Annotated in this window: 13 protein-coding genes, 1 pseudogene and 1 riboswitch; of the genes and pseudogenes, 5 read left to right on the top strand and 9 right to left on the bottom strand. The window is 70.7% G+C overall.

The window, feature by feature from the left end:
* Positions 1–90: 90 nt before the first annotated feature.
* The 4 genes from OPF83_RS04875 to OPF83_RS04860 form a co-directional block, all read right to left on the bottom strand.
* Entirely contained in the window at positions 91–900 is an 810-nt protein-coding gene (locus tag OPF83_RS04875) for an alpha/beta fold hydrolase (protein ID WP_264886095.1), read from the bottom strand.
* A gap of 128 nt (positions 901–1,028) precedes the next feature.
* On the bottom strand, positions 1,029–1,739 hold the full coding sequence (locus tag OPF83_RS04870; protein ID WP_264886094.1) for a histidine phosphatase family protein: 711 nt from the start codon (positions 1,737–1,739) through the stop codon (positions 1,029–1,031).
* Positions 1,739–3,061, bottom strand: coding sequence for a phosphotransferase family protein (locus OPF83_RS04865; RefSeq protein ID WP_264886093.1), 1,323 nt, complete (start codon positions 3,059–3,061; stop codon positions 1,739–1,741). The genes OPF83_RS04870 and OPF83_RS04865 overlap by 1 nt, the downstream gene beginning before the upstream one ends.
* Positions 3,058–4,341 carry an acyl-CoA dehydrogenase family protein gene (locus tag OPF83_RS04860; RefSeq protein ID WP_264886092.1) on the bottom strand — a complete coding sequence of 428 codons (1,284 nt, stop codon included), beginning with the start codon at positions 4,339–4,341 and terminating at the stop codon, positions 3,058–3,060. Before OPF83_RS04860 ends, OPF83_RS04865 begins: the two co-directional genes overlap by 4 nt.
* A gap of 61 nt (positions 4,342–4,402) precedes the next feature.
* Here OPF83_RS04860 and OPF83_RS04855 point away from each other — a divergent pair, with 61 nt between their 5' ends.
* The 3 genes and pseudogenes from OPF83_RS04855 (at position 4,403) to OPF83_RS04845 (ending at position 7,412) form a co-directional block, all read left to right on the top strand.
* The gene (locus OPF83_RS04855) at positions 4,403–5,407 is read left to right on the top strand and encodes a glucosyl-3-phosphoglycerate synthase (RefSeq protein WP_264886091.1); all 1,005 of its coding nucleotides are present in this window, start codon (positions 4,403–4,405) and stop codon (positions 5,405–5,407) included.
* Between the two features lie 88 nt (positions 5,408–5,495).
* Complete coding sequence (locus OPF83_RS04850) at positions 5,496–6,107, top strand: bifunctional 2-polyprenyl-6-hydroxyphenol methylase/3-demethylubiquinol 3-O-methyltransferase UbiG (protein WP_264886090.1); 612 nt, start codon at positions 5,496–5,498, stop codon at positions 6,105–6,107.
* A pseudogene (locus OPF83_RS04845) lies at positions 6,104–7,412 on the top strand (MFS transporter). The gene OPF83_RS04850 and the pseudogene OPF83_RS04845 overlap by 4 nt, the downstream one beginning before the upstream one ends.
* Before the next feature lie 63 nt (positions 7,413–7,475).
* Here the strand turns inward: OPF83_RS04845 and OPF83_RS04840 are convergent.
* The gene (locus OPF83_RS04840) at positions 7,476–8,153 is read right to left on the bottom strand and encodes a TetR/AcrR family transcriptional regulator (RefSeq protein ID WP_264886089.1); all 678 of its coding nucleotides are present in this window, start codon (positions 8,151–8,153) and stop codon (positions 7,476–7,478) included.
* Between the two features lie 73 nt (positions 8,154–8,226).
* Here OPF83_RS04840 and OPF83_RS04835 point away from each other — a divergent pair, with 73 nt between their 5' ends.
* Complete coding sequence (locus tag OPF83_RS04835; protein WP_264886088.1) at positions 8,227–9,477, top strand: oxygenase MpaB family protein; 1,251 nt, start codon at positions 8,227–8,229, stop codon at positions 9,475–9,477.
* Between the two features lie 54 nt (positions 9,478–9,531).
* On the opposite strand, the gene pnuC is transcribed toward OPF83_RS04835, so the two are convergent.
* Both pnuC and OPF83_RS04825 read right to left on the bottom strand, forming a co-directional pair.
* Complete coding sequence (gene pnuC / locus OPF83_RS04830) at positions 9,532–10,287, bottom strand: nicotinamide riboside transporter PnuC (RefSeq protein ID WP_264886087.1); 756 nt, start codon at positions 10,285–10,287, stop codon at positions 9,532–9,534.
* A 102-nt stretch (positions 10,288–10,389) separates the two neighbouring features.
* Positions 10,390–10,578: riboswitch (FMN riboswitch) on the bottom strand.
* Positions 10,579–10,732: 154 nt separating this feature from the next.
* A complete protein-coding gene (locus tag OPF83_RS04825) occupies positions 10,733–11,197 on the bottom strand; it encodes a Rieske (2Fe-2S) protein (protein WP_264886086.1) in 465 nt (154 codons plus the stop codon).
* Between the two features lie 61 nt (positions 11,198–11,258).
* Here OPF83_RS04825 and OPF83_RS04820 point away from each other — a divergent pair, with 61 nt between their 5' ends.
* Positions 11,259–12,419: a pyridoxal phosphate-dependent aminotransferase gene (locus tag OPF83_RS04820; RefSeq protein ID WP_264886085.1), complete on the top strand. Its 1,161-nt coding sequence runs from the start codon at positions 11,259–11,261 to the stop codon at positions 12,417–12,419.
* Between the two features lie 218 nt (positions 12,420–12,637).
* Here OPF83_RS04820 and OPF83_RS04815 read toward each other — a convergent pair whose 3' ends face one another.
* Together OPF83_RS04815 and OPF83_RS04810 are read right to left on the bottom strand one after the other, a co-directional pair.
* The gene (locus tag OPF83_RS04815) at positions 12,638–13,609 is read right to left on the bottom strand and encodes an NADPH:quinone oxidoreductase family protein (RefSeq protein ID WP_264886084.1); all 972 of its coding nucleotides are present in this window, start codon (positions 13,607–13,609) and stop codon (positions 12,638–12,640) included.
* 103 nt (positions 13,610–13,712) lie between these two features.
* The gene (locus OPF83_RS04810; RefSeq protein ID WP_264886083.1) at positions 13,713–14,165 is read right to left on the bottom strand and encodes a hypothetical protein; all 453 of its coding nucleotides are present in this window, start codon (positions 14,163–14,165) and stop codon (positions 13,713–13,715) included.
* Positions 14,166–14,216 lie beyond the last annotated feature (51 nt).

Below are 14,216 nucleotides of genomic sequence, written 5' to 3'. Positions count from 1 at the left end.
CGCCGGGTCTGCCGGTGGTGCGTCCGGTGACGATTGATCCGCTGTCATCAGTTCCCTTGTCCGCACATGAAGTAGGGCGCTCTTATATGCCTATGCGTTGTATTCGGAGAGGAACGCCGAAAGGATGGCATTGACCTCGTCCGGGCGCTCCATACGGGGCGAATGCCCCGCCCCGGGGATCTCGTGGAAGCTCGTGTCGGCGATGAGTTCCTCGAGCCGCCGCGACTTGGACGGCGGCGTCGCGGCATCCTCGGCGCCGACCATGATGAGGGTCGGCGCGATGATCCGGACGGCCTCGTCCTCACACGGGTCCCGGTCCGCCACGGACTCGATCGCCTTGGCCAGACCCGCACGGTCCGTCCGATCGAGCGCCGCCAGCCAGTCTTCCACCCACGGGGCGTCAATATTCCCCGGAGCCAACATGATGGGTGCGACCCGAGCACGCAGCGGCCGGACCCCGGTGAGCCGGTACACCTTCGACAGCGTCTTGTACTTGCTGCGGTTAGCGGGCTCCTCGGCCGTGGCGGCGGTGTCCATGAGGGTCAGGGTGTGGACCGACTCCGGCTGCCGGGCCGCCAGGCGCATCCCCACGAAACCGCCCATCGACAAGCCCACGAAGTTCACCACGGGGATCTGCAGGTGGCGCAGCAACTCGGCCACGTCCACGGCGAGCGTGTCCATGTCGTACCCGCCCCGCGCCCGCGGCGAGTTGCCCTGGCCCCGGAAATCGATGGTCACGCAGCGGTAGTCCGCCCGGAGATGTTCGATCTGGCGGTGGAACATCCAGCCCGAGAACAACAGTCCGTGGGCGAAGAACACCACCGGGGCGTCCTCGCGACCCTCGGGTACGCCGGTGTCGGTGTAGGCGATCGTGGTGTGGCCGCGGTGGAACGTGGGCATCGGGACTCCTCGTCAGAGCTGTCACAGCCGCTGTCGCGGCCGCCTGGGCCCACAATACGGTGACGCGGGCCACCGCATCGGCGACCGCGCGGCTCAGCCGCGCGCAACCCAGCGGCTCGCCGTCCGGCTCACCGCAGGGTGACGAGCCTGCGCGGGTCCTCGGGGCCGGCGGCGCGCTCAAGGTGCTGGTGCTCGTTGACCGAGATGCAGTTCATGCCCTCGCGGCCCACCACGACACGCGCGATACCCGTGTTGACGGTGACGCGCTGCAGCCGGGTCCACAGCCCCACCACGCCTTCGCTGTCCGCCAGCAGACCGGCGGCCGCCAACGAGATCGTGCCCGCCGACGACACCACGACCGTCGTCTTCCCCGTTCCCGAGCGCTCCGCGGCAGCGGCGAGCGAGGCGGTCGTGGTGCTCGTGTACTGCGCGAACGCCTCGAGCCCAGCCCAGTGACCCAGCGCCGCGTCGAGCTGGCGCTGGAAGGCCTGCTTGGCCTCCGCGGACGAGCCGGCGGTGTCGAGGGTGCCGTGCTCGGCCGACAGTCCGGCCACCCGCGCGGCCTCGAGGACCTCGTCGGCGTCGTACTCGGCCCAGCCCTCGTCGACCTCGACCGGGCAGTCCCAGTCCGCGTGCTCGCGCAGCGCCGCCAGGATGCCCTCGGCGGTCTCGCGTTGCCGACGCAGTCCGCCGTGGATGATCACGTCCGGCCGGAGTCCCCGGGCGGCCATGTCTTCGCCGGCCAGGCGCGCCTGCAGACGCCCGGTCTCCGACAGTCGGTCATAGTCGCCGGAACCGAAGGAGGCCTGACCGTGGCGGACGAGATGAATGGCACCCATCAGCGATTCTCCCTTCCGTCGTGGCCGGTGATCGCACCGAGGATCCCGCCCACCCTGGTGCGCACGTCGTGCACGCCGCCCGCGACCAGCGGGATCGCGACCCGCGGCACGGCCAGCAGCTCGGGCAGCACGTCGCGCACCCCGATCCGGCTCGGCGTGAGATCGCCGTGCCCGGTACGGATGATGCGCAGGCAGCGCTGCTCGAGCAGGCCCACGGCCGGACGGAACGCCCGGAACGCGGGGTTGGTGGTCTGCCGGTGGAAGTAGCGGTGGTTGATCTGCTGCGCGATCACCGCGAGCCGGAATAGGCCGAACACCTCGTAGAACCGCCACTGCTCCTTGGTGATCGTGATCCCCGCGAGCCGCGCGTACCGGTCCACCACCTGCTGGCGGGTGAGCATGCCCGCGGCGTTGGTGGGCTGACGGCGGAAGGCCTTGAACACCGGGCCGTCGTCGTCCTGCACCCAGTAGGCCAGGGCGCCGCCCAGGTCCATGAGCGGATCGCCCACGGTGGCCATCTCCCAGTCCAGGACGCCCACGACGGTCGTGACGTCGTCGGGGTCCAGCACCAGGTTGTCGAACCGGAAGTCGTTGTGGATCAGGCAGTGTCCCGAATCCTCGGGCTGGTTGGCCTCGAGCCACTTCATCACCGGCGCGAAATCGGGCACGTCGGCGGTGCGCGCCCGCCGGTAGCGGGCGGACCAGCCCTCGACCTGCCGCCTCACGTAGCCCTCGCCGCGGTCGAGCTCCTCGAGCCCGGCCGCCGCGATGTCCACCGAGTGCAGGTCGACGAGCGCGTCCACCGCCGCCTCGGACAGCCGACGGGTGGTGACGCGGTCCATCCGCAGCTCACGTGGCAGATCCTTGCGCAGGATCGTGCCCGCCATCCGCTCCATCACGTAGAACTCGGAGCCGATGACCGCCATGTCGTCGCAGTATCCGACCATGCGCGGCACCAGCGGGTACACCGGCCGCAACCCCGACTGCACCTGGTGCTCACGGCGCATGTCGTGCGCGCCCCGGGCCTTGGTGCCGATCGGCGGGCGACGCAGGACCAGATCGGCGCCCGGGTATCGAAGCAGGTAGGTCAGGTTCGAGGCGCCCCCGGTGTATTGACGCACCTCCGGCAGGACCGGGTTGTCGTCGTCACCCAGATCCACGCCGGCCAGCACCGACGGGTCATCGGGGGTGATCGACCGTAACCACGCGGCCACGGCCTCGACGTCGAACGAATCCTCCCCGCGCACCTCCCCCGTACCGGGGACGCGCCGGCGTAGCGCCGGGTCGTGGTCGCGTGAGGTCTGGCGGTCGCGTCCGCTCATCGGCTCTCCTCGGTGGTGGTACGCGCCGCGGCCGCGTCACGGTAGGGGGCGAGCAGGGCACGGGCGACGACGCCGAGGTGGACCTCGTCCGGGCCGTCGGCCAGGCGCAGGGCCCGCGCGGTGGCGTACGCGCCGGCCAGCGGGACATCGTCGGTCATGCCGCCGCCACCGTGGAGCTGCATGGACATGTCGATGACCTGCTGCGCCATCCGCGGGACGGCGGCCTTGATGGCACTGACCTCGACCGCGGCATCGCCCTGGGTGTCGAGCTTCCAGGCCGCGTGCAAGACGAGCAGCCGCGCCTGGTCGATCGCGATGCGCGCCTCGGCGAGCCGCTCGCGGTTACCGCCGAGGTTGACGATCGGCTTGCCGAACGCCACCCGCTCCGACGCGCGGCGGCAGGCCAGGTCCAGCGCCATCTCCGCCAACCCGATCAGACGCATGCAGTGGTGAACGCGGCCCGGACCGAGGCGGCCCTGCGCGATCGCCGCCGCCTGGCCCGGACCGCCGATGATGTTCTCGACCGGCAGCCGCACGCCCTCCAGGCGCACCTCGCCGTGGCCGAGCGGCTCGTCATACATACCCTGGGCGGTGAGCATCCGCTCCACCGTGATGCCGGAGGCATCCATCGGGACGAGCACCATGGAATGACGCAGGTAGCGGTGGGCGTCCGGGTCAGTAACACCCATGAAGATGCCGACCCTGCAGTCCGGGTGGCCGACACCGGTGGAGAACCACTTGTGGCCGTCGAGGATCACCTCGTCCCCGTCGATCCGGGCCGTGGCCGCCATGTTCGAGGCGTCCGAGGACGCGACCTCGGGCTCGGTCATGAGGAATGCGCTGCGGATCTCCCCCGCCAGGAGCGGGTCCAGCCAGCGGTCCTTCTGCTCAGCCGAGCCGTACTTGAGCAGGACCTCCATGTTCCCGGTGTCGGGGGCGTTGCAGTTGAAGACCAGCGGAGCCAGGAAGGAGCGGCCCATCTCCTCGGCGACCGGCGCGTAGTCCGTGTTGGTCAGGCCGGTCCCGCCGCGCGTGCCGTAACGCTCGGCGTAGGGACCCTCGTGGCCGGCGGGGAGGAAGAGGTTCCACAGGCCCTGCTCCCGGGCCTGCTCCTGCAGTTCGGTGACCCGCGGGTCGACCGCCCACGCGTCCCCACCGGACAGCCGGCGGCGGGTGATGTCGGCGTGGATCTCCGGCTCCACCGGGACGATCCTCGTGTCGATGAAGTCTCGGACGGCGACGGTGAGATCCTCGGCGCGGGCCGATGGGGAGAAATCCATAACTGCATCGTGGCACACTCCCCGCACGCCTCGTCGCGTGCGTTCTGGCAGGATCGCGAGGGTGACCGAGAACTCGCCGACCGTGTTCGCGGACCGGATCGACGCCGATGCCGCTGACCCCGTCCGTGACTGGTCCACGCGCCGGACCTACCGGGCAGCCGAGTTCAACCCGGTCGAGCTCGTCGCGGCCAAGGCGGGGCGCCGGATCTCGGTGGTCCTGCCCGCACGCGACGAAGAGTCGACCGTCACCGCGATCGTGACCGCGCTGCGGACCGAGTTGATGGACCGTGTTCCGTTGATCGACGAGCTCGTCGTCGTCGACTCCCACTCCACCGACTCCACGGCGACCGTGGCCGCCGACGCCGGGGCCCGCGTGGTGGCCCAGGGCGAGATCCTCACCGCCCTCGGCGACGTGCCGGGAAAGGGCGAGGCGCTGTGGAAAGCGTTGGCCGCCACGGACGGTGACCTGATCGCCTACCTCGACTCCGACCTGCGCGAATTCGACCCCCGCTTCGCCGTGGGACTCCTCGGCCCCTTGCTCACCGAACCCGGCGTCGTGTTCTGCAAGGGCGCCTTCGACCGGCCGCTCAACGACGGCCGCGCGATCCTGCCCGCCGGCGGAGGTCGCGTCACCGAACTCGTCGCCCGGCCGCTACTGGCCACCCACTGGCCCGCGCTGACCGGCTTCATCCAGCCGCTCGGTGGGGAATACGCCGGGACCCGCGAGGCGCTCGAATCGATCCCGTTCGCCGGTGCTTACGGCGTGGACATCGGGATCCTCATCGACCTGTACGAGATGTACGGGCTCGACGCGCTCGCCCAGGTCGACCTCGGGCGACGAGTGCACCGCAACTCCCCCGACTCCGCGCTGGCCGTGATGGCGATGCACCAACACCTGGCCGTGCTCACGCGACTCCACCGACACGGGCGCGTGGCCGGCGCAGCACCCCCCGGCGACACGCTCATGCTGCACCGGCGCGACGCCGTGACCGGCGAGTTCGTGGCCGAGACCGTGGAGGTGGCGCTCGGCGAGAGGCCGCCGATGCGCGAGGTGCGCGCCAGCTGACCCGGCGCGCCCGCGGTGTGAGCCGCACGGCCTGAACAGCACAGTGTCACCAACCCAGCCCGATCCGCCCGCACCGAAAGGATCCCCCGTGGACGCAGCCGACTGGAACGCCCGATACCTCGCGCAGCCCGACGCCTGGGGCACGACCCCGGCCGCCCGGATCGTCTCCGAGGTGACCTCGGCCGAGGACGCGGGACTGTCCGTGGGCACCGCGATCGACCTGGCCTGCGGCGACGGCCGGCACGCCCGCTGGCTCGCCGCGCACGGCTGGCAGGTCGAGGCCGTGGACTTCTCCGAGGTCGCCATCGAGCAGGCGCGCGACAAGGACACCGACGAGGGACGCAGCGGCAGCGTCAACTGGGTCGTGGGCGATGCCACCACGTGGGAACCGGCGGAGAAGGTCGATCTGGTGGTGATCGGGTTCCTCCACCTCGAACTGGAATCGATGGTCGCCGTGCTCCGCGCCGCCGGCACCTGGCTACGGCCCGGCGGTCACCTGATCTACCTCGGCCACGCCGCCGAGAACCTCGGCCGCGGCGTCGGCGGACCCCAGGACCCCACCGTGCTCCCGGGCATCACCGAACTCGCGCGCGGGGTCGCCGGCCTCGAGGTGGTCTCGCTCCGTCACGATCTGCGTCCCGCAGGCAAGGCCACCGCCGTCGACGTGCTGGTCCACGCCCGGAGCTGGCTAGACAGATGACCCGGGAGGCGATCGTCGCGGATCCGGTCCAACGCCGGATCCTCACGGTCCTCCTCCTGGGCCAGCTCCTCGCCGGTGCCGGCCTCGCGGCCGGCGTCACCGTGGGCGCACTGCTCGCCGAGGACCTGCTCGGCGGCCCCGGACTGTCCGGACTCCCCTCGGCGCTGTTCACGGGCGGGTCCGCCCTCGCGGCAATCCTCGTCGGTCGACTCTCCCAGGCCCGCGGTCGACGGCCCGGCCTCGCCGCCGGCTTCGCGTTTGGCGCCCTCGGCGCGGTGGGGATCGTCGTGGCCGCGGCCATGGGATCGCTTACGCTGCTGTTCCTGGCCTTTGTCGTCTACGGGGCCGGCACCGCCACCAACCTGCAGGCCCGCTACGCCGGCGCCGACCTGGCCACCGGCAGAACGCGAGCACGGTCACTGTCCTACGTCCTGCTCGGGACCACGGTCGGAGCCGTGGCCGGGCCGAACCTCGTCGGGCCGATGGGGTCGGTAGCGGACACGCTGGGACTGCCCACCCTGGCGGGGCCGTTCCTGCTGTCGGCGGTCGCGTATGGCGGCGCGGCGGTGGTCCTCGCGCTGTTCCTGCGCCCGGATCCGCTGCTCGAGGCGCGGCGCCGGGAGACCGCCGGCCTCGCGGGTGACAGGTCGGCGGCGGTGTCGTCGTCGCCCCCGACGTCGTCGTCCCGGACGGGTTCCACTACACCTGACGAGGACTCGTCCGCGGCGCGGCCGCGCGTGTGGAACGCCGACGTGATCACCGGCGTGGCGGTGATGGCACTGACGCAGTTCGTGATGGTGGGCCTCATGACCATGACGCCGGTGCACATGCGCGCGCACGACAACGCCGTGACCCTCGTCGGACTGGTCATCTCCCTGCACGTGGCCGCGATGTTCCTGCCCGCGCCGCTCTCGGGATGGTTGGTCGACAAATTCGGCACACACCTGGTCGCAGTGGCGGCGGGCGTGGTCCTGCTGTCTGCGGGCGTGCTCGCAGCCCTCGCGCCGCCGGATTCAACGACACTCGTCGCGGAAGCGCTGATCCTGCTGGGTCTCGGCTGGAGCCTCGGGCTGGTGGCCGGCACCCCCACGCTCACCACGTCCGTGCCGACCGACGTCCGCGCGACCGTTCAAGGGCAGGCCGACGTGGCCGCTGTCGGGCGCGGCGGGCGGACTGGTGTCGGGACTGGTGTTCGCGTGGATCGACTTCCGCGGGCTCGGGATCGCGCTGGCCGCGTTCTCGCTCATCGTGGTGGCGGCGGTGCGGCCGCGACGGGCGCGGGCGCGGGCGCAGGTAGCACGGTAGGCGCGATCTTCACAGGCGCGGATGCGGGTAGCACGGTAGGCGCGATCTTCACGGGCGTCCGGGCTACTGCGGCGGGGCCTGCTCGTCCCGGACCATCCGCAGGCACAGGCGAGTACACAGGTCGGCCAATTCCTGCGGCGAGCCCTCGGGCGCGACGAGCCAGTTGTCTAGCAGGTGGTTGACTCCCCCGGCCACGAACAGTGCGGCGGAGCGGGAATCGATTCCGGCGGCTGGGACAGGACCAGACGCCCCATGCCCACCTCGCGGAGCCTGACCGACCCCGCCGTGCTCGAGGATGAGGTCGGCGACGAGATTCAGGCTCTCCAGCCTGCGTTGTTCCAGACCGGGGACGCCGGCGAGATCCGTGCTCATGATCCGGTGGATCCGCGGGTCGGCGGCGATGATCCCGAAGAACGCCGCCAGCGCCGCCCGCAGTCGCTCGCCCAGTCCACCGTCCCGTCCACCGTCCACCTCGACACTGGACTCGACGAGCGTGGTGAACAGTTCGGTGCGGACCTCGTCGGCGACCGCCCCGACGAGAGCGCCACGGTCTGTGAAGTGCTCGTAGAAGTAACGCGGCTGCAGCCCCGCCGCCGAACACACTCCGCGCACGGTCACCTCACCCAGACCGGAGGTCCCCCAGACCTGCCGACCTGCCGCCAGGAGGCGCCGGCGCCGCTCGGCGCGCCGGTCGTCGGCGCTCACACCGCCGTACTCACGAACTACGTCCGACCTGGCCATTGACAGGACTCTAGCAGCAGACTTATGTTTTGGATCACACGCGTTGCCCAGAACTGAGCCGGACGGAGCTCCGATGTCACCGACGCCCACGCCTTCGACGCCCTCACCCTCGACACCGCCCTCCCGACACCCGGACCGTCCGTGCCGCGTGCCCGCCGGGATCAAGGCCTTCAGCACCCTGCTCGGCCACCGCGCCCCGGACGCAGAATACTTCCGCTACCTGGGCGAGTGCCTGAACGTGGGCGACGCTCCCGCCGACGCGTTGGTCGAGTGGATGTATACCGACGGCATGGCCACCACCCGGCCACTCTTCGAACGCGCGCTGGCCGAGGGGATCGACTCCGTCCCGGAAGCACCGCAGCCGCTGGTGGAGTTCTTTCGGCTGGTCGAATCGGTGCCTTCCTGGGTGAACCGAGAGCAGCTCGACCTCGGCGCCGCCGTGATGCGCAGTGGCGGCGCCGACGGGCTCTACATCGCCCGGGACGTGGCGCTACTCGGCGGCTACATGTTCTCCGGCTTCAACCAGACCCTGCTGCGCACCGGCGCCCTGGAGAAGGGGTCCAACACCCGCTTCGCCGAGACCACCCGCTGGGCGCTCGACGTGGTCTCCGAGGGCGGCCTCGAGGTGGGCGGCGCCGGGTACCGCTCTACGGTCCGGGTGCGGATGATCCACGCCGTGGTCCGTCGGCACGTCTCCGCGATGGACGACTGGGACCCAGGTGCCTGGGGGCTGCCGATCAACCAGACCGACATGGCGGCCACGTTGGTGGGGTCGCTGATCGCGCCGTCGGTCGGCGGGATCGCGATGGGCAGGATCAACACGCCGCGCGAGTACGGCGCGATCGCCCACCTCACCCGATACGTGGGACTGCTCATGGGCGTGCAGGACGACTTCCTGCCACGCAGCTTCCGCGACGGCGTGGGGATCCTCTACCACACCTCCTGCGCGCTCTCGACGCCCGACGAGACCACACGGTTGCTCTCACGCCCGATGATCGACGACCCTCTGACCTGGAACTATCCGCGCTTCGAGGCGCTGCGCCGACGCATCGCCCGACACCAGCATCTGTCCGTCACCAGCGCGTTCCTGGGACCGTCGGCCATGCGCACGCTGGGACTGCCAACATTCGTGCTGCCCTGGTACCCGGTGGCGAGGATGCCGATCAACCTCGTGCGGTCCCTGGCGACGCTCCGCCCCGGAGGACGGGCGCGGGCCGCCGATCGCGGCTGGGACCAACAGGAGCGGTTCATGACGACGATCGTCGCCTCCGGCCAGGCGACGATCGGCCACGCGGCCCGGACGATCACGCACGAGGCGGCGTGACCAACCGGACCAAATGGCCCGGCCGGACGAGACCTCCCCGCAACGCGGCGGGACCTATCCGCTTCGCGCAACCGTGTCAGGGCGTCCGACCTGGCCAGTCCGCGCGACCTGGTCAGTCCGCGCGGTCTCGCCGCTGCCGGTGAGGGTCGCAGCACGTTCGGCGAGGTCGACCCGCCACCACACCACGAAGCCCCAGACCACGAACACCGCGTACACCAGGTACAGCGCGGCGGACGGGTAGTAGCCGGCCTTGAGCAGCAGCGGCACGCCCACAATGTCGACCGCGATCCACAGCAGCCAGAACTCGGTCCAGCCGCGGGCCATACCGTAGGTGGCCAGGATCGAGCCGGTGAAGATCCAGGCGTCCGCCCACGGCCCCCACGAGCCGAGTTGGGCGAAGATCCAGCCGAAGACCAGCGTGCCGGCGACCATCCCGGCGAGCAGGCCCGCCCGCTGCCTACCGGTGGCCCAGTGTGGTCGGACCGCCGGGGCCTCGGCGGCGAGTTCCACGTTCCGGCGCCGCTCGCTCGACCAGCGCCACCAGCCGTACAACCCCACCGCGAGGAACATGACCTGCCGACCGGCCTGACCGTAGAGGTCCACGTCCTGCGGGGTGTGGAAGACGCCGCCGAGGAAGACGGTGAGCAGGGTGAGGTTGCCGACGATCCCGACCGGCCAGGCCCACACGACGCGGCGCATGCCACCGATCGCGGCCGCCAGGCCGAAGACGTTGCCGACGATCTCGCGCCACAGGATCGGGACTCCGCCGATCAGCAGCTGAGCGTTGAGGAATTCCACGAGAAGGCTCATCGTGTGCCCCTTTCACGGGCTCTACACAGACGGCCCAGGGCTTGACTTCCGCGTCCCCCACACTCGCCACGGCCGGCCTGGCCACGGTTCGCGCTGGTGGCGCGATGTTCTCTTCCATCCGGACTATGACCGTCGGCCCCGGGATCACACCGGGTCTGCTGACCCCCACCCGTGGCCGACCGGAAGTGAATCCGGGCCGCCGCGATGTGGGGCGCTCGCGGGCTCGCCTCCGGTCATGGGACCGGTGACATCACCGCCGGTGGGGAATCTCACCCCGCCCTGAGAACGTGGCTTAATCTCTACTCCCGTGCGCGCGTCGCCGCAACCCTGTGCTGTACACCGGCGCCATGACCCGACGGCTCAACCCGGCCTCATGGCCCGGCACCACGAGCCACCGTGAGACGTCTCGAGCGGCCTCGAACAGCCTCGAGCGGCCCGTCGCGCGTCAGCCCAGAGTGAGCGTGTCGCCCTCCACGGTGACCGCGATCGCGTCGAGCGGGCGCGGCGCCGGGGCCAGGGTGTTGCGCCCGTCGGTCGCGTCGTACTCGGCGCCGTGCAGCGGACACCGCAGGTGCAGGCCCTCGATGACCTGCACGTTTCCGCCCTGGTGAGTGCAGACTGCCGAGAAGGCCACGAACTCGCCCTCGGTGGGCTGCGCGACGATCACGTTCTCGCCTCCGGCGTCGAACTGCTTGGCCGTGCCGACGGGGATCTCGGCGGCGGAGATAGTCGTGGCCGGGACGGTCGTGGTCTGTTGGACCGTCGACGCCGGACCGGGGACCTGCGACATGCCACACGCCGAGGAGATGCCCGGCAGCATCACGATCCCCGGCAGGGCCAGCAGGACCGTGCGTCGTTGGGTACACGGCCCGACTGCGGTGGTGGACGTGGCGGCGGAGACTTCGGTCATGCCGCCCATCGTATCGCCGCCCTCCCGCGAGATTCCCGGGCGACCGACCTAGGCTGCCCCCATGACGGTCCGCAGACTCGCCCCGCACTCCACGACCATCTTCGCCGAGGTGTCCCACCTGGCCACCAGGCACGATGCGATCAACCTGGGCCAGGGATTCCCGGACACCGACGGTCCGGCGTCGATGATCGAGGCGGCGGCGCGGGCGATGCGCGAGGGCCACAACCAGTACCCGCCCGGGGCCGGGGTCACCGATCTGCGTCACGCGATCGCCGAGCTGGAGCTGGCCCGGACCGGCCTGGTGCGTGATCGCGACTCGGAGGTGCTGGTCACCGTGGGCGCCACGGAGGCGATCGCCGGTGCGGTGGTGGGACTGGTGGAGAACGACGACGAGGTGGTCGTGATCGAGCCGTTCTACGACTCCTATGCCGCTACCATCGCGATGGCCGGAGCGGTCCGCAAATCGGCCCGGGTGGTCTTGTCGGACGGTCGATTCCGATTGGACGTCGACTCCCTTCGTGCCGCGTTCTCCCCGCGGGCGCGGGCCGTCATCGTCAACACCCCGCACAATCCCACCGGCGCGGTCCTGCCGAGGGAGGATCTGGAGGAGATCGCGGCGCTGTGCCTGCAGTTCGACGCGATCGCGATCTCCGACGAGGTGTACGAGAACCTCACCTTCGACGGTGTCCGCCACGTCTCCATCGCCACGCTGCCCGGCATGGCCGAGCGGACGCTGCGCATCTCCAGCGCGGGCAAGATGCTCAACTGCACGGGCTGGAAGGTCGGTTGGGTGACCGGACCCGCCGAGCTGATCGCGGGAACACGCACGGCCAAGCAGTACATGAGCTTTACCGGCGCGACGCCTCTGCAGATGGGGGTCGCGCACGCCCTGCGGAACGAGCAGGAGTGGATCAGCACACTGCGTCATTCCATGCAGGCGCGGCGGGACCAGCTGGCCGAGATCCTCACGGGTGTCGGGTTCGACCTCGTCGTCGGGCAGGGCACGTACTTCCTCACCGCCGATCCGCGCCCGCTCGGGGTGACCGACGCGGCGTCCTGGTGCCTGGAGCTCCCGGGCGAGATCGGCGTGGCGGCGGTGCCGTTCGCGCCGTTCGTCGAGGAGTTCGCCGACGAGTGGTCCCACCTGGTGCGGTTCGCGTTCTGCAAGCGCCCCGAGGTGCTCGCCGAGGCGGGCCGCCGCCTGCAGTCGCTCGCGCGGTGACAGGGTCCTGACGCCCACCCTGCCCTAGCCCCGACCGCACGCCCGCCCCCACCAGCCGCCACCAACAGCCGTCACTCCGGTCATCGTTTCCCCAGGAGGGATGTCGCGAAAACGTACCGGAGTGACGGCACAGGGGTCAGGGGCGGCGTTCAGGGGCTGGGGCCGCGTGGGCGCGGCGGCGCCCCAGGGTCCAGGGGCGGCGTGGGCGCGGCGGCGGGTCAGCGGTCGTGGGTCAGCACGATCTTGCCCAGAGCGCCGCGGCCGTCCATGAGCTCGAGCGCCTCGGCCGTCTTCTCCAGCGGGAACTCCATGCCGACCAGCGGGTCCAGGTCGCCGGCGGCCAGCATCGGCTGCACCTCGGCCCACTGCTTCTGCAGGTAGCCCGGGTTGGTCATCCAGTACTCGCCCCAGCCCACGCCCACGACGCTCTTGTTGCCCAGGAGCAGGCGGTTCACCTTGACCGTGGGGATCTCGCCGGCGGTGAACCCGATCACGAGGATCCGCCCCTCCTGGCCGAGCGCGCGGATCGAGTCGGTGAACCGGTCACCGCCCACGGGATCCACGACCACGTCGACGCCCTTGCCACCCGTGAGCTCCTTCGCAGCGTCCTTGAATCCCTCGGGGGCGATCGCGTCCGACGCCCCTGCCTTGAGCGCCAGCGCCCGCTTCTCCTCGGTGGAGGCCACGGCGATCACGCGCGCGCCCTTCGCAACCACGAACTGGGTCGCCGCGATCCCGATGCCTCCCCCGGCGCCGTGGACGAGCACGGTCTCCCCCGCCTCGAGCCGACCGCGGTGGGCCAGGGCGAAGTGCACGGTGAGGACGTTCATGGGCAGGGACGCGCCCTGGACGAAGGTCATGGTGTCTGGCAGCGGGAATACCTGCTCGGGCGCGGTGGCCACGACCTCGGCGAACCCGGTGAGCCCGGGGAACGCGCACACGCGGTCGCCCGCGGTGAAGCCGGAGCCCTCCGGCGCCGAGCGGACCACGCCGGCGACCTCGGTGCCGGGGACGAACGGCATCTGCGGGGAGATCTGGTACTTGCCGCGGGTCTGGAGCAGGTCGGGGAAGGTCACACCCGAGGCGTGGACGTCGATCACGACCTGGTCGGGCCCGGCGTCAGGCTCGGGGATGTCGACCACCTCGATGGCCGAGGGTCCGTCATGGCTGGAGATGTGAATGGCGCGCATGCGCTCCATAGTGTCAGTCGCCACAGTCGCCGTCAGGCAGTCCGGCCTCCACGCCCCCGTGCCCCTGTGATCCCATGCCCCCGTGCCCTGTGCCCCCGTGCGGTCAGTCCTCGGGGCTCGTTCTCGCGCGAGTCGCCTCGTCAGCCCGCCGCCACTTGCGTCGCTGCAGGAGGTACAGCAGCAGTCCGATCGCCACAACCACCTGCCCGATCTGGTACGCGAGCGCCATGACGATGAACTCGCGGCCGAACGCGGTCGGGAGGAGGAGGAGCAACGCGCAGGTCAGGAGGAGACCGACGGTGAGAACCTGTCCGCCGGCCATGAGTCGACGGCGGGGAGTGACGAGACGACGACGAGACGCCATGAGGACCGAGTTCAGGGCCGTCAGCAGACTCACCGGGACGCCGACCTGTGCCGGAAACAGGAACAACACCAGAAAGAGCGGATGCGAACTCAGGGTGACCGTTCCCGTGATGAGGAACTGGGGAACACTCCAGAGGCCCGTGAGCAGCGCGCAGATCACCGTGATCCACGAACCGCCGATGAGGATCCTCACCTGAGGAGAATAACCCCGGGAACCGCCGACCGGTGGTGCCCGCACCGGCAC

Origin of the sequence: Dietzia sp. NCCP-2495 (assembly GCF_026011735.1) — a bacterium.
GTDB lineage: Bacteria > Actinomycetota > Actinomycetes > Mycobacteriales > Mycobacteriaceae > Dietzia.
This window is presented reverse-complemented; position numbering and strand designations above follow the sequence as displayed.